At 73.8% G+C, this 17,278-nt stretch carries 12 protein-coding genes; 5 read left to right on the forward strand and 7 right to left on the reverse strand.

Annotation, left to right across the window (positions count from 1 at the left end):
- Positions 1-126: 126 nt before the first annotated feature.
- Genes IE260_RS31615 through IE260_RS31625 form a run of 3 tightly spaced genes read left to right on the forward strand, consistent with a single transcriptional unit; the run spans position 127 to position 7,269 of the window.
- Positions 127-1,653 (forward strand): hypothetical protein, encoded by a 1,527-nt coding sequence (locus IE260_RS31615; protein ID WP_189878114.1) that lies wholly within the window; start codon positions 127-129, stop codon positions 1,651-1,653.
- A 52-nt stretch (positions 1,654-1,705) separates the two neighbouring features.
- Positions 1,706-2,587, forward strand: coding sequence for a hypothetical protein (locus IE260_RS31620; RefSeq protein WP_189878115.1), 882 nt, complete (start codon positions 1,706-1,708; stop codon positions 2,585-2,587).
- A 47-nt stretch (positions 2,588-2,634) separates the two neighbouring features.
- On the forward strand, positions 2,635-7,269 hold the full coding sequence (locus tag IE260_RS31625; protein WP_189878117.1) for a hypothetical protein: 4,635 nt from the start codon (positions 2,635-2,637) through the stop codon (positions 7,267-7,269).
- Positions 7,270-7,282: 13 nt separating this feature from the next.
- On the opposite strand, the gene IE260_RS31630 is transcribed toward IE260_RS31625, so the two are convergent.
- The 6 genes from IE260_RS31630 to IE260_RS31655 all read right to left on the reverse strand — a co-directional run bounded on the left by IE260_RS31630 (position 7,283) and on the right by IE260_RS31655 (position 14,487).
- Positions 7,283-8,833 (reverse strand): GMC family oxidoreductase, encoded by a 1,551-nt coding sequence (locus IE260_RS31630; protein ID WP_189878119.1) that lies wholly within the window; start codon positions 8,831-8,833, stop codon positions 7,283-7,285.
- A 16-nt stretch (positions 8,834-8,849) separates the two neighbouring features.
- A complete protein-coding gene (locus IE260_RS31635) occupies positions 8,850-10,391 on the reverse strand; it encodes an APC family permease (RefSeq protein WP_189878121.1) in 1,542 nt (513 codons plus the stop codon).
- 71 nt (positions 10,392-10,462) lie between these two features.
- Positions 10,463-11,929, reverse strand: coding sequence for an aldehyde dehydrogenase family protein (locus IE260_RS31640; protein ID WP_189878123.1), 1,467 nt, complete (start codon positions 11,927-11,929; stop codon positions 10,463-10,465).
- On the reverse strand, positions 11,910-12,335 hold the full coding sequence (locus IE260_RS31645) for an SRPBCC family protein (protein ID WP_189878125.1): 426 nt from the start codon (positions 12,333-12,335) through the stop codon (positions 11,910-11,912). The genes IE260_RS31640 and IE260_RS31645 overlap by 20 nt, the downstream gene beginning before the upstream one ends.
- Positions 12,332-13,417, reverse strand: a complete 1,086-nt coding sequence (locus tag IE260_RS31650; protein WP_189878176.1) for an S-(hydroxymethyl)mycothiol dehydrogenase — start codon at positions 13,415-13,417, stop codon at positions 12,332-12,334. The genes IE260_RS31645 and IE260_RS31650 overlap by 4 nt, the downstream gene beginning before the upstream one ends.
- Positions 13,418-13,641: 224 nt before the next feature.
- Positions 13,642-14,487: an IclR family transcriptional regulator gene (locus IE260_RS31655; RefSeq protein ID WP_189878127.1), complete on the reverse strand. Its 846-nt coding sequence runs from the start codon at positions 14,485-14,487 to the stop codon at positions 13,642-13,644.
- Between the two features lie 211 nt (positions 14,488-14,698).
- Here IE260_RS31655 and IE260_RS31660 point away from each other — a divergent pair, with 211 nt between their 5' ends.
- Positions 14,699-15,022 (forward strand): bifunctional 3-phenylpropionate/cinnamic acid dioxygenase ferredoxin subunit, encoded by a 324-nt coding sequence (locus IE260_RS31660; RefSeq protein WP_189878128.1) that lies wholly within the window; start codon positions 14,699-14,701, stop codon positions 15,020-15,022.
- Entirely contained in the window at positions 15,019-16,203 is a 1,185-nt protein-coding gene (locus tag IE260_RS31665) for an NAD(P)/FAD-dependent oxidoreductase (protein WP_189878130.1), read from the forward strand. The genes IE260_RS31660 and IE260_RS31665 overlap by 4 nt, the downstream gene beginning before the upstream one ends.
- Positions 16,204-16,215: 12 nt before the next feature.
- On the opposite strand, the gene IE260_RS31670 is transcribed toward IE260_RS31665, so the two are convergent.
- Entirely contained in the window at positions 16,216-16,863 is a 648-nt protein-coding gene (locus IE260_RS31670) for a hypothetical protein (protein WP_189878132.1), read from the reverse strand.
- Positions 16,864-17,278: the final 415 nt, after the last annotated feature.

Consider the following 17,278-nt stretch of genomic DNA (forward strand, 5'->3'; position numbering starts at 1 on the left):
GGGCGTCCGCGGAGCATCTCCGCAGCGTCTGCGTGGCGTCTCCGCACGGCTGTACGGAGCCCGTCGTGCCGGAGCGCATCTCGGTCGTTTGGGTCGTTGTCAGACGGAGGACCTAGTCTGTGCACCGTGACTTCGCCTGCATCGACGGACAGCGTTCCGCCCCAGCTCAGCGCGGGGCCGCGGCCTGCCCCCGGCCCGGCCGCCGACGAAGGGCTGGCGCGGCGGCTGCGCGCGCTCGCCTGCACCGCGCCGCTGCACGACCTCGACGCGCGCAAGGCCAACCTCGCGGGCGAGTACTCGGTGTACGGCATGGCGGAGGTCGCCCTCGCCGCCATCGACCTCGTCACACTCAACATGGACTTCGACACGGGCGCCGACCACGACCAGATCATCGCCCGGATCGTCCCGCGCGTCGCCGCGCAGGCCCCGCACCGGCCCGCCGCCGAGCACGAGCGGGTGGCCCGCTGGGTCCTGGAGAACCTGATCAACGTCGGCAGCGTCGACCGCGGCTTCCGCGCGGTGTACGGCACCTTCGGACCGGACGGCACGTACGTGCGCCGCGACTACGACTTCAAGCTGATCGAGGAGGTCCCCGGCCCCGGCGGCACGGTCTACCTGCGGACCACGGACGAGGCGGTCAACGTCCTCGTCGGCGCCCTCGACACCGACGTCACCAGCGCCCAGATCGCCGCCGAGGTCAAGCTGGAGGTGCTGATCAGCCGCGGCCGGCTCGCCGACGCCCAGCTCGCCGCCGAGCAGGCCCGCTACCGGACCGTTCAGTACTCGGAGACCCTGCGCAAGGCCCTCGACGCCACCCGGCGCAACGTCCGCGCGGTGGACTGGCTGAGGGCCGTCCCCGACATGATCGCCGAGGCGCTCGACCACGTCGCCGACCGCTACCGCCACGAGAACGCGATCCTCACCAACATCCGCAAGGCGCGCGACGAGTCCGAGGAACCCGAGCACAAGCGCCGCGCGGCCGAACTCGTCGACATCGTCAAGGACTGCATCCGCCGCCACACCCAGCTCCAGTCCCGCCTGCTGGAGGCCGGACCGCTCTTCCGCGCCGAGCAGGACCGGCAGGCCTTCGCCACCCCCCTGACCACCTCGGGCCTGGACCTCTACGGGCACCTCCTCGCCCCCGTCCTGCCGCTGCCCCTGGAGCGGGCGACCCGCGTCACGGACGCCTTCTTCGCGCGCGGCACCGGGCCGCGCACACCGGTCTCCGTCCGGGTCGGCGACCTCGTCGACCTCCTGCTGACCCCGCCCGTGGAGCGGGAGCACCTGGGCGCCGAGATGCCGGAGCCCGACCTGATCGCCACGCCGGACGACAGCCGCTTCAGCGAGGAGCAGCTGGCGGCGGCCATGGAGCTGCTCGACCTGCCGCACGACGCGCCGCGCCGCCTGTCGGGCCTGCTGGCCGACGCCCGCGCCAAGGACCCCGACCTGCCGTACCTCGTCGCCCTGCTGGCCGTCCACGCGGCCAGCCCGCCGGTCGGCACGGCCTACCGGCAGGGCGAGCGGCAACTGCTGTTCGCCGTGGACGACGGGACCGAACTGGACGATCCCGAGTTCGGCGGGGCCGACCTCATCGTGGGCACGGCACTGCTGGACGCGGCCGGGATGGCGGCCGACCGGACGGAGGCCGCATGAGCGCCCGCCGCATAAGTACGCACGAGCAACAACGCAGCAAGGAGCACCGACCGTGACCGAGCACGTCGACCGGAGCGAACCGGAGGCGGGCACCGCGCCGGCCGCCGCGGCCGTCACGCCCGCCGACGCCGCCGACGCGGCGCGGCTCGTCGCCTTCGGCCTCCAGCCCAAGCTGCTGCCCGCCCGTGACCAGGAGTACGCCGACCTCCTGCGCCGGTACCGCGAGGACCCGCCCTTCGCCCGCCTCGCCGACGCCGTGGCCGCCGGGCTCGGGCTGGTCGTGCTGGAGGTGTCGCCGCGCGCCGGCATGGCGGTGACCGCCGCCGAGGACTCCGTCTTCGCCGTCCGCATGGGCGACTACGCACGCCGCGCCTCCACCGACTCCGGCGACCGCTTCCTGCACGGACTCGCCCATCTCGCCGTCGCCGCCATGGCGTTCCCCCGCCCCGAGGACCTCGCCGACGACGGCTACATCGGCCGCGTCACCGTCAACGGCATCGACGCCTTCGTGCGCCAGGCCTGCAGGCGGCTGGAGGAGCGGGCCGAACAGCAGGGCGAGAACACCGACCCGGCCACCGACGCCCCGGGCCTGGAGGCCGCCTGGCGTATCTGGGCCAGGCGCAGCGCGACCGGCGCCACCAAGGACGCGCGCAGACTCCCGGGCTCCACGACCGGCATCGTCGGCAAGGCCGTCGCCTTCCTCACCGACTCCGGCTTCCTCCAGCGCACCGGCGACGACAGCGGCGGGACGTACCGCACGACGGCCCGCTACCAACTCCAGGTCCGCGACATGGCCGGCAGCGCCGCCATGGCCGAACTGCTGGAGCTGGGCGTCGTCCCGGTGACCGACGGCACGCCGACCCTGCTGCCCGCCGAGGACACCGACGACCTGGAGCTGGTGGCCGACGCCGGGCTGCCGTTCCACTCCTCCTGAATCCCGTAGCACCACCCCGACTTCACGAAGACTTACGAGAGTCCGCCATGTACGAGCTGTCCCGGGTCCGCCTCTACTCCATCGGGCCCGCCGGTGCGCGCTACGCCGACACCGTGCTTGACCTGCGCGGTGTGGGCGAGCCCGTGCCCGACCCCGCGCCCGCGCAGGCGGAGTTCTTCGAGGAGGAGCCCGTCGGCCCGCCGCGCCGGCCCGCGCCCGCCGGCGTGCTGTTCCTGGAGAACGGCGGCGGCAAGTCCGTCCTCCTCAAACTGATCTTCTCCGTCATGCTGCCGGGCCACCGCAACACCCTGGGCGGCGCCAGCTCCGGTGTGCTGCGCAAGTTCCTGCTCGCCGACGACTGCGGGCACGTGGCCCTGGAGTGGCAGCACGTGCAGACCGGCGAGTGCGTCGTCGTCGGCAAGGTCAGCGAATGGCGCGGGCGCCAGGTCTCGGGCGACCCGCGGAAGTTCGCCGAGGCCTGGTACTCCTTCCGGCCCGGCCCCGGACTGTCCCTGGACAACCTGCCCGTCGCCGAGGCCACCGCCGTACGCCCGCCCGCCGAGGGCGTCTCCGGCGCCCGGGGCCGGCGGCGCACCATGAAGGGCTTCCGGGACGCGCTGACCGAGGCCGGCAAGGCGTACCCGCACCTGGAGGTCCACTGGGAGGAGATCCACGACCGCTGGAACGAGCACCTCGGGGAACTCGGCCTCGACCCCGAACTCTTCCGCTACCAGCGCGAGATGAACGCCGACGAGGGCGAGGCCGCCGGCCTCTTCGCGGTCAAGAAGGACTCGGACTTCACCGACCTGCTGCTCCGCGCCGTCACCGACACACGCGACACCGACGGCCTCGCCGACCTGGTCAGCGGTTTCGGCAACAAGCTGGGCCGGCGCGCCGAACTGATCGCCGAACGCGACTTCACCGCGGGTTCCGTCGACCTCCTCGGCCGGATCGTCGAGGCCGCCGACGCCCGTACACGCGCGCGGGACATCCACACCGCCGCCGAACGCCGGACCAGGACCCTGGCCCGCCGGCTCTCCGCCCGCGGCGCCCAGGAGCGGACCCGAGCCGCCGACCTCGCCCAGCGGGTCACCGCCGCCGCGTACGCCGTCACACACGCCGAGTCGGCCCGGGACCGCAGCGCGCTCATCGCCGCCGAACTCGCCTACCGGCACGCCTCGCTGGCGCTCGCCGCGGCCGAGAAGTCCGCCGCCGCGCAGAAACGCGAACTGGCCGACGCGCGGACCCTGTACTCCGCCTGGCAGGCCGCCGAGGCCGTCCTGCGCCACCGCGCCGCCGCCGACCGCGTCGCCCGCGTGTCCGCCGCGATCCAGGAGGCCGAGCGGGACGCGGCACCCGCGCTCGCCGCCCGCGCCAAGGCCGCTGTCGACCTCGTACGCGCCCTGCAGGCGGCGGCGCAGAACGCCGAGCGGCAGGCCAACGAGGAGGAGGAGCGGTCCGCCGCGCTCCAGGAGGCGAGCGACGCCGCCCACCGCGACTCCACCGCCGCCGCCACCGAGACACAGCGGGCCCGCAGCGAGGCCGGGCACCTGCGGCAGCGCCTGACCGAGGTCGAGCAGGAGACCGCCGAGGCCGTGCGCGCCGGCTGGCTCGACGACAGCGCCCCCGACGCCGACCCGGCCCGCGCCGCGCTCGCGGCCAGCGACGCCGAGAAGAGCACGGTCGCGGCCTGGGACACGGCCCGCGAGGCGGCCCGCCGGGCCACGGAGCACGCACGCGAGGCGGCCGCCGCCGAGACCCGCGCCGAGCTGACGGCGGCCCGCGCCGCGGACGCGGCGGCCGCGGCCGAGCGCGCCCACGACGCCGAGCGCCGCACCGCCGAGGCGCTGGCGGCGGAGGAACGGCTCGCGGAGCTGCTCGGTCTGGCCTCCGGCACACGTCCGGGAATCCCGCAGCCCCGCCAGGGCACCGACAGCGACCGGGCCGAGCCGTCCCGGCCCGCCGAGGGCGCCCTCACCGCGGAAGAACTCGACCGGTTCGCCGACGAGTTGCGCGGCCTGCTCGACGACACCGTCTCCTCCGCCGAGCGGCAGCTGTTCGAGCTGCGCACCGCCGCAGCCGACGACGCCCGCATCCTCGGCGCGCTCGGCGACGGCGGACTGCTGCCGCCCGGCCCGGACGTGCTGGCCACCGTGGAGTACCTCGGCGAGCACGGCATCCCGGCCCTGCCCGGCTGGCGGTACCTCGCACAGGCCGTCGACCCCACCGACCACGCACGCGTCCTGGCCGCCCGGCCCGAGCTGGTCGACGGCGTCGTCATCACCGACCCCGACTCGCACGCCCGTGCCCGGGAGGTCCTCGGCGACGCGGCCCTGCTGCCGCGCTCCGCCGTCGCCGTCGGCACTGCCGCCGCCCTGCTCGCGCCCACCCCGGCCCCCGACTCCGGCCGCACGGACGAGGTGTTCCTCGTCCCGCCGAACCCCGCCATGCACGACGAGCACGCCGCCGACGAGGAGCGGCACGCGCTGCGCGCGCGGGCGACCGAGCGGGACGAGGAGATCCGCACGCTCGCCGCCCGGCTCGGCAAGGACCGGGAGCTGTCCGCCCGGCTCGCCTCCTGGCGCACCGGATGCCCCGCCGGACGCCTCGCCGAGCTGGCCCGGACCGCCGAGGAGGCCCGCGTCTTCGCCGCGGAGGCCGAGGCCGAGCTGGCCGAGGCACGGACGGTGCGGGCGGAGGCCGACGAGAGCGCCGCCGAGGCCGTGCGGGTGCGGGACGAGCGCCAGGAGGCCGCGCAGAAGGCCCGCCGCGCCGCCGACGCCCTCGCCGGGCTCGCCTTCCGGCTGCGCGAACGCGCCGGCTGGCAGGCCAGGCTGCGGGAACTGGCCGACGAGGCGACCGAGGCCGAGGCCCGCGCCCAGGTCTGCCTGGAGCGGGCCCGGGCCGCCGACGAGGACCGGCGGGCCGCCCAGCGCGCCGCCGACGACGCCCGCCGCACCGCCCGCGCGCTGCGCGCCGAGCGCTCCGAGATCGCGGGCGCCCCCGACGACGTGCCCGAGGACGACGCGGCCGGGCCGAAGGCGTCCCTGCCGGCCCTGCGCGAGGCCTACCGGGCCGCCTCCCAGGTGTACGAGAAGGTCGGCGTCGGCGCCGACCTGCGTGCCGAGCAGGCCCGCGCGGAGAGCGACGAGAGCGCGGCCCGCGCCGAGCTGGACCGGCTCAGCAACAAGGTGCGCACCCGCGCCGAACAGCTGCTCCAGTCGCCCGACGGCTCCGACGGGCCGTCCCGGCAGGCCGCCGCCGCCCGTGCCGAGGAACTCGTGCAGCTGCTGGAGACCCGCATGTCGAGCGCGAGCGAACAGCTCGGCCGGCTGCGCGGCGAGGCCGAACGGCACGCACCCGAGGACGGCGACGCCCACACCGAACTCCCCGCGGACCTGGTCCCGGGCGACGCCGAGCACGCCCAGACCCTGCTGCGCACGGCCACGGCCGAACTGGCCTCGCGTTCCGAGGCGCTGACGCAGGCCCGCGAGGCGCACGCCGAACTGCTCGACGCGCACCGGGCCGCCGAGGACGCGGCCGGCGGCTTCGACGAGATCGCCGCCATGCTGCGCGACCTGCTGCGCGAACAGGCGCCCGAGGACGAGCCGGAGGAGCCGGAGCCCTACCCCGGCAGCCCGGAGGAGGCCCGGCAGTCCGCGGCCGAGGCCCGCCGGTCGCTGCGCGGCTGCGCCGCCGACCTGTCCGCCGCGGAGGCCCAGGTGCGCGAGGCGAGCGACGTCCTCGTCCGGCACGCCAACTCCACGCGGTACGAACAGGTCCGCACCCCCGCCCGGCAGCAGATCCGCGAACTGCCCGCCTCCGCGCTGCCCGAGCACGCGGGCAAGTGGGCGGACGCCTTCGCGCCGCGCCTGAGGGTCCTGACCGACGAACTGGCGCAACTGGAGCGCAACCGCGACTCGATCGTGGACCGGCTGCGCGGCCTGGTCGAGTCCGCGCTCGCCACGCTCAGGTCCGCGCAGCGGCTCTCCCGGCTGCCGGAGGGGCTCGGCGAGTGGTCGGGGCAGGAGTTCCTGCGCATCCGCTTCGAGGAACCCGACCAGGCCACCCTCACCGAGCGGCTCGGCGAGGTCGTCGACGAGGCCACCCGGGCGGCCGTGAAGAAGAACTCCGACCTGCGCCGCGACGGCATGTCCCTGCTGCTGCGCGGTGTCGCCGCCGCCCTTCAGCCCAAGGGCGTCGCCGTCGAGATCCTCAAGCCGGACGCCGTGCTGCGCGCCGAGCGCGTACCCGTCGGCCAGATGGGCGACGTCTTCTCCGGCGGCCAGCTGCTCACCGCCGCCATCGCCCTCTACTGCACGATGGCCGCGCTGCGCAGCAACGACCGGGGCCGCGACAGGCAGCGGCACGCCGGCACGCTGTTCCTCGACAACCCCATCGGCCGCGCCAACGCCACGTACCTGCTGGAGCTCCAGAGGGCCGTGTCCGACGCGCTCGGCGTGCAGCTGCTGTACACCACCGGCCTGTTCGACACGACGGCACTGGCCGAGTTCCCACTGGTCATCCGGCTGCGCAACGACGCCGACCTCAGGGCCGGCCTGAAGTACATCAGCGTGGAGGAACACCTCCGGCCGGGACTGCCCCAGCAGACCCCGGCCGGTGACGGCGAGGCGGTGCACAGCGAGATCACCGCGACGCGGATGTTCAAGCGGCCCGCCTAGCGGCCTGCCCCGGTCAGGCCCCCTCCTTGATCAGGTCCGCGCACTTCTCGCCGATCATCATCGTCGTGATGCACGGATTGACCGTCACGAGGTCCGGCATGACCGATCCGTCGGCGACCCTGAGCCCCTCGACCCCCTTGACCCGCAGCCGCGCGTCCAGCGGGGCCGAGCGGTCGTCGTCCGCGCCCATCCGCACGGTGCAGGACGGGTGGTAGACGGTGTTGTGGGTCTTGCGGATGTAGTCGAGCAGCTCGTCGTCGCCGCGCACGTCCGGCCCGGGGGCCAGCTCGGTTCCCGCCCAGCCGCTCAGCGCGGGCTGCGCGGCGATACGGCGGGCCAGCCGCAGCCCGTAGGTCATCACCCGCACGTCGTGCTCGTGCGTGAAGTACCGCGGGTCCACCTTCGGTTTGTCGCGGTAGTCCCGGGTGCGCAGCCGAACCGTCCCCCGGGACTTCGCCCGCGTGACGTTCGGTGTCAGGCAGAAGGCGTTCTCGGAGGTCGGGTAGCCGTGGCGGGCGGTGTTCATGTCGAACGGCACCGACCCATAGTGGAACATCAGGTCCGGACGGTCCAGGCCCGTCTCGGTGTCGTAGAAGATGCCCGCCTCCCACCACTGGCTGGACCTGGTGGGCATCGGCTGCCGGGCCTCCCACATGATGACGCCCTCGGGATGGTCCTGGAGGTTCTCGCCCACGCCGGGGGCGTCCACGGCCACCTCGACGCCGACCTCGCGCAGATGCCCGGCCGGACCGATGCCCGACAGCATCAGCAGCTTCGGGGAGTCGATCGCCCCGCACGAGAGGATCACCTCCCGCCTGGCCCGTACCGTCCGCGTGTGGATGAGATCCGGGTCCAGGTACTCGGCGCCCACACACCGCCGCCCCTGCAGCACGAGCTTCTTCGCCCGCACCCCCGTGCGCACCTCCAGGTTGGGCCGCCTGCCCATGACCGGGTGCAGATAGGCGACCGAGGACGACTGGCGGATGTTGTTCTCGTCGGAGTTGATCTGGAACCAGCCCGCGCCGCGGATCACCGTCCGGCCGGTGTTGAACGCGGCGGTCGGTATCCCCGCCTGCTCGCACGCCTTCAGCAGCGCCGTGCCGCACGGGTCGTCGCCCTTGAGCGTGCGCAGCTTCACCGGGCCGGTGCGTCCGTGGTGGTCGCCGGGCGCGTCGTTGGACTCCAGGCGCCGGTACAGCGGAAAGAGATCGGCCGCGCTCCAGCCCGTACAGCCCCGTGCCGCCCAGTCGTCGAGGTCCTCGGCCGGCGCCCAGAAGGCGATGCAGGAGTTGTGCGAGGAGCAGCCGCCCAGCACCTTGGCGCGCGCGTGCCGCATGAAACTGTTGCCGGCAACCTGCGGCTCGACCGGGTAGTCCCAGTCGTAGCCGGACTCCAGCAGGCCCATCCAGCGCTCCAGCCGCAGGACGTCGTCGTCGCCGACGTCGCTCGGCCCCGCCTCCAGCACGCACACCGTGACGCCCGGATCCTCGGAGAGCCGGGCCGCCACCACGTTGCCCGCCGTGCCGCCACCGACCACCACGTAGTCGAACTCATCGATGCTCACGAACTGCTGACCTCCTTCAGTCGGCCGCCGGAGCGGCGAGCGGGGCCGGGGCCGGGACGGCCCGGTCGTCGAGCCGGTGCTCGGCGAGCACACCGGTGCGGTGCCGCTGCACGAACCAGTAGTAGGCGAAGCCGCCGCCCATGATCACGGCGACGAACAGCACCGCGCCCCAGCGCAGGTACCAGTGGTACGGAGCCGTGGCGTTGTACACCGCGGCGCGCGGCCAGATCAGGTTGAGCGTCATGGCCGCGCCCCACAGCACGGCGACGATGTTGACGGGCAGCCCCCAGCGGCCCAGCGAGAACCTGCCCTCGCCCGCCGGCCGCCACGTCCCGCGCAGCCGGGCCACCAGCATCGGCGCCGTGACGCCCAGGTAGGCGAGGTAGATCATGACGATGCCGATGCTGGTGACGACGGTGAAGATCTGCGGCTGGCGGATGTTGACCACCAGGATCGCCAGCGCCAGCACCCCGATGATCACGGCGGGCAGCACCGGCGTCCTGAACCGCGGGCTGACCCGGGCCAGCAGCGACGACGCGGGCAGGTTGTTGTCCCGCGCCATCGCGAACGCCAGCCGGATCGCCGCCGTGTGGACGGCCAGGGCGCACACCGTGACCGCGATCAGCACGCACCACAGCATCGCCTTGCCGGCCGTCGGGCCGAGCACGTCGAGCACGACGTACTGCAGACCGTCCGTGGACAGCTTCTCGCCCTTCAGGCTGGAGACGCTCATCAGCGCCAGCAGCAGGACCAGCCCGCCTAGCACGAACGAGGCGACGATCGCCCGGATGATGGCACGCGGCGCGTTGCGGGACGGGTCGAGGGACTCCTCGCCGAGCGAGGCCGCGGTGTCGAAGCCGTACATGACGTACGCGGACGCCAGTGAGGCCACGAGGAACGCGCCGAGGTACCCGGTGGAGTAGCCCGCCCCCGTGCCCTCCGTGTGCGTGACCACCTGCGGGCCGCGGGTGATGTGCACGGCGAACAGGACGATGAGGACGACGGTCGCGATCAGCTCGATGAACACGCCCGCCGTGTTGATCGTGGCCATCAGCTTGACGCCGAACGCGTTGACGAGCGTGGTGAACAGGATCAGCACGGTGGCCAGGACCACCGCGTTGGTCGCCACGTCGTACTTTCCGGTGCCGTCGCCGACGAGCTGGAAGGCGGACGATATCTGCGGCAGCGTCAGCTGGTAGGCGAGCGCCACGGCCGCGATCGACACGATCGAGGCGACCAGCATCATCCACCCCGCCAGCCAGCCCAGGTGGGGGTTGCCGATCTTCTTGGACCAGTTGTAGACCGACCCCGCGACGGGGTAGCGGGCGGCCAGCTCCGCGAAGCACAGGGCGACCGTGAACTGGCCGGCGAAGACCATCGGCCACGACCACCAGTAGGCGGGGCCGCCGCTGCCGTAGCCGAAGTAGAACAGCTGGAAGGTGCCGGTGAGGATGGAGATGTAGCTGATGCCGGCGGCGAAGGTGTGGAAGGTGCCGAGGGTGCGTTTGAGTTCGGGTTTGTAGCCGAACTCGGCGAGTTCGGCGTCGTCTGTGGTCATGAGCGGACTCCTGGTGGGCCTCGGGAGGATGGGGGAGCGGCTCGTGCGGAGGGCGGTATCGGCTCGGGACGTCAGGCGAACCAACCCTGGGGTGCGGGACGGGTGTTGCGCCAGATGTGCTTCGTCTCGCGGTACTCGGCGAGTCCCTCGGGCCCGAGTTCGCGCCCGAAGCCCGACTGCTTGTAGCCGCCCCACTCGGCCTGGGGCACGTACGGGTGGTAGTCGTTGATCCAGACCGTGCCGAGCCGCAGCCCCGCCGCGACGCGTTCGGCCCTGCCCTCGTCGCCGGTCCAGACGGCGCCCGCGAGTCCGTAGACGGTGTCGTTGGCCAGGCGCACCGCCTCGTCCTCCCCGGTGAAACGCTCGACGGTCAGGACGGGCCCGAAGGACTCCTGGCGCACCACCGACATCCCGGACACGCACGCGTCCAGCACGGTCGGCAGGTAGTAGAAGCCCCCGTCGAGGCCCGGGCCCGAGGGCCGTGCCCCGCCGCAGCGCAGCACCGCGCCCTCCGCCACGCCCTGGGCGACGTACGCCTCGACCTTGGCCAGGTGCGCCGCCGAGATCAGCGGTCCGGTCTGCGCCCGCTCGTCGAACGGTCCGCCCAGCCGGATCCGCGAGGCCCGCCCTACCACCTCGTCGACGAACCGGTCGTGCAGCGAGTCCTCCACCAGCAGCCTGGCCCCTGCCGAACACACCTGCCCGGAGTGCAGGAAGACCGCCGTGAGCGCCATGTCGACGGCCGCCTCGAAGTCGGCGTCCGCGAAGACGATGTTGGGGTTCTTGCCGCCGAGTTCGAGGGCCACCTTCTTCACCGTGCCGGCCGCGGCGGCCATCAGACGACGGCCCGTCTCCAGCCCGCCGGTGAAGGAGACGAGGTCCACGTCCGGGTGGTCGGCGAGCGGGGCGCCCGCCTCCGGACCGGCGCCCAGGACCAGGTTGCCGGCGCCCGGCGGAAGCCCGGCCTCCGCCAGGAGCCGCATCAGGTGGATCGCGGTGTGCGGAGTCAGCTCGCTCGGCTTGAGCACGAAGGTGTTGCCCGCGGCGAGCGCCGGGGCGACCTTCCAGGCGGTCTGGAGCAGGGGGTAGTTCCAGGGGGTGATCAGCGCGCAGACGCCGACCGGCTCGTGCACCACGCGGCTGTCGACGCCCTCCCGGCCGGTGTCGACGACCCGCCCGCCGTCGGCCGCGGCCAGCCGCCCGAACCAGCGGAAGCAGTTCGCGACGTCATCGACGTCGTACGCGCTCTCGACCAGGCGCTTCCCCGTGTCCAGGGACTCGGCGCGGGCGATCGCCTCCTTGTCCCGCAGGAGGAGATCGGCCACGCGCAGCAGCAGATCACCGCGCTCGTGCGCCGGGGTCCGCGGCCAGGGCCCCGTGTCATGGGCACGGCGGGCGGCGGCGATCGCCTCCACGGTGTCCTTGCCGCCCGCCTCGTCCACCACCCCGACCAGCAGGCCGTCGGCGGGACAGCGGATCTCCCGGGTGCGCTCGTCGACCGCGCCCCGCCACTCGCCGTCAATGAACAGGTCCGGCATGACCGTCGCCTCCCGGCTGCTGAAGGAGCCATTCGTGGAAGATCCCTGTGCGGTGCTCGGCCGGCACCGGCACACTCCCCGCGCGGTACGCCCGGGAGGCCGTCGCCGGCCGGGTCCGCTCGCGCGCCTCGGGGTCCTGCGCGTCGACCCGGGGTAACAGCTCCACCGACTTCGTCACGTCCGCCCCGGAGGCCACCCCCTCGGGCGCGTACAGCCGGTCGCACTCGACGACCGTGCGGTCCTCGCCCGGCGGGAACGCGCGGTGCGGGACGACGCGGTGGGGGACGAGATCGTCGTCGTCGGCCGGCACCTCTTCGTCGTCCCCGGCCTCGAGGACGTCACCGTGGAGGCCGAAGATGCCGGAGGTGACGACGTGGTCCACGCGCGCGGTGCCGTGCGGGCTCACAGGACCACCACCGAGCGCAGCACCTCGCCCCGGTGCATCTTGGCGAACGCCTCCTCCACCTGGTCCAGCGCGATGGTCTCCGTGACGAAGCCGCCCAGGTCGAGCAGCCCGTACAGGTACTGGTCGATCAGGAACGGGAAGTCGCGGCTCGGCAGGCAGTCGCCGTACCAGGACGACTTGATCGCGCCGCCGCGTGAGAACACGTCGAGGAGCGGGAGCTCGACGGTCGAGTCCGGGGTGGGCACACCGACCTGGACCAGCAGACCCGCGTGGTCGCGCATGGAGAACGCCTGACGGAAGGTCTCCGGGCGGCCCACCGCGTCGATCGCGATGTCCACGCCGTGGCCGTCGGTGAGGGCGCGCACCGCCTCGACCGGGTCCGTGCCCCGGGAGTTGACGGTGTGGGTGGCGCCGAACCGCTCCGCCTGGTCCAGCTTCCTGTCGTCGATGTCGACGGCGATGACCTTCATGGCACCGTTGAGGCAGGCGCCGGCGATCGCCGCGTTGCCGACGCCGCCGCAGCCGATCACGGCGACCGAGTCACCGCGCCCGACCCGGCCGGTGTTGACCGCCGCGCCGTAGCCCGCCATCACCCCGCAGCCGATCAGGGCCGCCGCCTCGGGCCGGGCGGCCGGGTCGACCTTCACCGCCTGGCCCGCGGCGACGAGCGTCTTCTCGGCGAAGGCGCCGATGCCGAGGGCGTTGGTGAGCGGGGTGCCGTCCAGCAGGGTCATCGGCCGGCCGGCGGTCCGGGAGTCGAAGCAGTACCACGGGCGGCCCCGTCGGCAGGAACGACAACCGCCGCAGGGCGCGCGCCAGGCCAGGACCACGTAGTCGCCGGGGGAGAGGCCGGTGACGCCCTCACCCACCGCCTCGATCGTGCCGGCCGCCTCATGCCCCAGCAGGAACGGGAAGTCGTCCGTGACCGCACCGTCCCGGTAGTGCAGATCCGTGTGGCAGACCCCGCAGGCCTGTACGGCGACGAGCGCCTCTCCGGGCCCCGGGTCCGGGACGACGATCGTCTGCACCTCGACGGGTGCGCCCTTCTTCGCAGCGACTACGGCACGGACCTCGTGGGGCACGACCAGCTCCTCTGCTGTTGCGTGGTGCACGATGAGTTGCGCGGAGGGGAACATAGTGGGAAGGGTGGCGAGCGGCCGTCAAGAGGTGCGGGTTAACCCTTGGCAAAACCGGCGCTCCGGACCGAAACCCGCCGGACACACGGCGGCGCGGGACCGGTGGGAGTCCCGTGGGACCCCGGTCCCGCGCCGCGGTCGGACCGGCCGCCGTCCCCGCCGGCGAGGCGTCAGAAGCCGTGGCCCAGACGGCGGGACAGCTCGGCCCCCGCCTCCGCGGTGCGCTTGGCCAGCTCCGGCAGCCGCTCGGGGGTCAGCCGGTACACCGGTCCCGAGACGCTGATCGCGGCGACCACCTTGCCCTCGTGGGAGTGGACGGGCGCCGCGACGGCGGCCAGCCCGATCTCCAGCTCCTCCTGGGTGGTCGCGTGACCCTGCCCGGCCACCGCCTCCAGTTCGCCGCGCAGCACCGACGAGCCCGTGACGGTGCGCTCGGTGAACCGGCGCAGCGGCCGGGCGAGCAGCCCCTCGCGCAGGGTCGGTGGCATGTGGGCGAGCAGCACCTTGCCGCTGGCGGTGGCGTGCAGCGGGGTGCGCCGGCCGAGCCAGTTCTGCGCGGTCACGGACGCGGTGCCGCGGGCCTGCATGATGTTGACCGCCGCGTCGTCGTCCAGCACCGCGATGTTCGACGTCTCGCCGAGTTCGTCGGCGAGTTCCCGGCAGACCGGCGCTCCCTCCTGCGAGATGTCCAGCCGCACTGCCGCCGCCCCCGCGAGGCGCAGTACGCCGGCCCCCAGGCAGTACTTCCCGCGGTCCTTGATCTGGGTCACCAGGCCGCGGTTCTCCAGGACGCCGAGCAGCCGGAACGCCGTGGACTTGTGCACGTCCAGCTCGTCCGCGATCTCGGTGACGCCGGCCTCGCCGTGCCGGGCGAGGATCTCCAGCACACTCACGGCGCGGTCGACCGACCGGACCGCGCTCGCCGCCCCTGTGCCGCCCTGCCTGCCGGAGTGCGCCGGGTGAGCGGTGTCGTCGGTGTGGTCGTCGGGGTCGGACTGCTTCTGCGTGCGGGTCATGGCTCAACTCCCACCACCTGGCGGCCCGGTTCGGGCCGCATCTGCGGGAAACCCTTGACGTCGCGGTCGCCCGCCCGGATTCTGTTGCGCACAGCGCTTGATGGCGCGTCATGCGAAACATCATGTTACCGAAGAGTCCGGATCCCGGAAGGGCGCGCGTCCCGGAAGGACCTGCCCCGAAGAGCCCGCGACCGGACCGAGAGGGGGGCCCGTGATTCCCGTCTGCCGCCTCGAAGACCTCCCGGAGGGCGAGTCCGTCCGCGTCGGGACGAACCCGCCCGTCGCCGTGTTCCGCACCGACGACGGTGAGCTGTACGCCATCGACGACACCTGCACCCACCAGGACGCCTCCCTCTCCGAGGGCTGGCTGGAAGGCTGCCTGGTCGAATGCCCGCTGCACGCCGCCTCGTTCGACCTCCGTACGGGCATGCCGACGTGCCTGCCGGCCCGCCGGCCCGTCCGCACCCACCGCGTCACCGTCGACGACGGCGTCGTCCACGTCCACCTCGCCGCCGAGGAGGGCAGCGCCGCATGAGGACCGTGACCGTCGTCGGCGCCTCGCTCTCCGGTCTGTACGCCGCCCGGGAACTGCGCGCCCAGGGGTTCGACGGACGGCTGGTGATCGTCGGCGACGAACCCCACCCCCCGTACGACCGGCCTCCCCTCTCCAAGGACTTCCTCACCGGCCGCGCCGGCGAAGCGCAACTCGCTCTCACCGACGCCGGGGAGACGGCGGAGCTCGACGCCGAGTGGCTGCTCGGCATCCGCGCCCGCGGCCTCGACGCCCGGGGCCGTACCGTGCTGCTGGACGACGGCCGCACGGTCTCCACCGACGGCGTCGTCATCGCCACAGGTGCCTCGGCCCGGCGTCTGGCCGGCGACGGTCTCGCCGGCGTCCACACCTTGCGCACCCTGGACGACGCCCGTGCCCTGCGCGTGGAACTCACCCGCGGTCCGCGCCGGGTCGTCGTCATCGGCGGTGGTTTCATCGGCGCCGAGACCGCTTCCTCCTGCGCCGCCCTCGGGCACGCCGTCACCGTCGTCGAGGCCGCCACGCTCCCGCTCGTGCCCCGACTCGGCGCCGAGATGGCCGCCGTGTGCGCCGCGCTGCACCGCCGCCGCGGGACGGAACTGGTCACCGGTGTCTCCGTGGCCGCGCTGCACGGCACCGTCGCCGTCACCGGCGTGGCGCTCTCCGACGGCCGCGTCCTCCCCGCGGACGTGGTGATCGTCGGCGTCGGCGCCCTGCCCAACACCGCCTGGCTGGCGGGTTCCGCCCTGGCGCTGCACGACGGCGTCCTGTGCGACGACGGGTGCGTGACGGCCCTGCCGCAGGTGGTCGCCGTCGGCGACGTGGCCCGCGTCGGCGGCGTCCGCGCGGAGCACTGGACCTCCGCCACGGAGCAGCCCCGGGTGGCCGTGGCCAACCTGCTCGCCGGACGGACCGTCGAGAGTGCGAGAACGGTGCCGTACTTCTGGTCCGATCAGTACGGCGCCCGCCTGCAGTTCGCCGGCCGGCGCCAGGAGGGCGACACGGTCCGCGTGGCCGAGGGCGCGATCGTGGACGGGGCGCCCGCCGAGGACGGTTTCCTCGCCCGGTACGAGCGGGAGGGCCGTACGACCGCCGTGCTGTCCGTGGACCGGCCGCGTTCCTTCATGCGGGCCCGGCGCGAACTCGTCCGCTCCGAGGGCAGGGTGCGGCCGGCAGCGCTGTGAAGCGCGGCGCCGTCAGGAGTGCGACAGCTGCCCCGCGCCGCCCCGCCGCCGTATCCGCTCCTGGGCCCGCTCGGCGGCCCGTGCCTGCCGTCGGCCCCGGCGCCGCTCTCGTCGCAGGGCCCGCGCGGTGCTGCTCGGCATCGACACCACGCCGTGGCGCTGGTTCCAGACCTGGCGCGTCACCCACACGTCGAGCACGCCCCACGTGGCCACCACCGTGCCGGCGACGCTGCCGACCACCATCGGGAACGCCAGCCAGGATCCGGCCATCGTGCACAGGAACGCCACCATCGCCAGGATCAGCGTCACGGCGACGATGAGCACCGCCCGCACGGCCGCCGTACGCACCGGGTCCGGCAGCCTGCGGCGCCGCGCGGGCTCTTCCTGCCACAGCGGCCGGTAGGCCCCCTGTGGCTCCGGCTCCGGCTCCGACTCTCGCGCCCGTGCCGGACCGGGCGCGCCCTGCGTGCCGGTCCCGGCCGCGCTCCCGTGCCCCGGCGCACCCTCGCCCGCGTCCGCCCCGACCGCCCGGTCGGCCGTCTCCGTCCGCCCGGCTGCCGGAATGTCGCGATCCGGTGCCTCGGGGCCGCTTGCGACCGCCACGTGGGCCGTCTCGTCGTCCCCAGGCGCCTTGCGCCGCTCCGCCGTGCCCATCACCATGTCACTCCCCACCGCCGGCAGACCCGCTCGCCCGTGTCCGAAGACCCGGCTCCCCTCTGGTTGCCCGGCTTGCGCTGCTTTACGCCGCCCGGATGCGGGATGCGGCTCCTGTGGCCGATTCCGCCTCCGTTTCCCGTGGAGAAGGACGAACGAAGCGCCCTCAAGATTCCCGAAGTCCCCTCACGAGCGAAAAGTTCCGGCCAATCGCCCTGTCCGGCCGGTCGGATCCGGTTCCCCGCCCGCCGCCGGATCCCGGGGCGCAATCTCCCGCAATGGGCGGACAACTGACCATCCCCGGCAGCCGGTACGGAAGTTCAGCTTCCGGACGGGTCTTCGAGTTCTCTGTGCGTCGGTAGTAGGCTCGCGCCGTTTGTTGACGCACATGTGTACCCCCGGCCGGAGGGGGTCGAGCTGG

It is taken from the genome of Streptomyces viridiviolaceus (assembly GCF_014650995.1).
Taxonomy (GTDB): Bacteria; Actinomycetota; Actinomycetes; order Streptomycetales; family Streptomycetaceae; genus Streptomyces; species Streptomyces viridiviolaceus.

What these genes read in the sequence shown, in the direction of transcription:
- IE260_RS31625 (WP_189878117.1), top strand. Translation starts at nt 2,635, where the DNA reads ATGTACGAGCTGTCCCGGGTCCGCCTCTACTCCATCGGGCCCGCCGGT.
- IE260_RS31635 (WP_189878121.1), bottom strand. Translation starts at nt 10,391, where the DNA reads ATGACCACAGACGACGCCGAACTCGCCGAGTTCGGCTACAAACCCGAA.
- IE260_RS31655 (WP_189878127.1), bottom strand. Translation starts at nt 14,487, where the DNA reads ATGACCCGCACGCAGAAGCAGTCCGACCCCGACGACCACACCGACGAC.
- IE260_RS31640 (WP_189878123.1), bottom strand. Translation starts at nt 11,929, where the DNA reads ATGCCGGACCTGTTCATTGACGGCGAGTGGCGGGGCGCGGTCGACGAG.
- IE260_RS31670 (WP_189878132.1), bottom strand. Translation starts at nt 16,863, where the DNA reads ATGGTGATGGGCACGGCGGAGCGGCGCAAGGCGCCTGGGGACGACGAG.
- IE260_RS31665 (WP_189878130.1), top strand. Translation starts at nt 15,019, where the DNA reads ATGAGGACCGTGACCGTCGTCGGCGCCTCGCTCTCCGGTCTGTACGCC.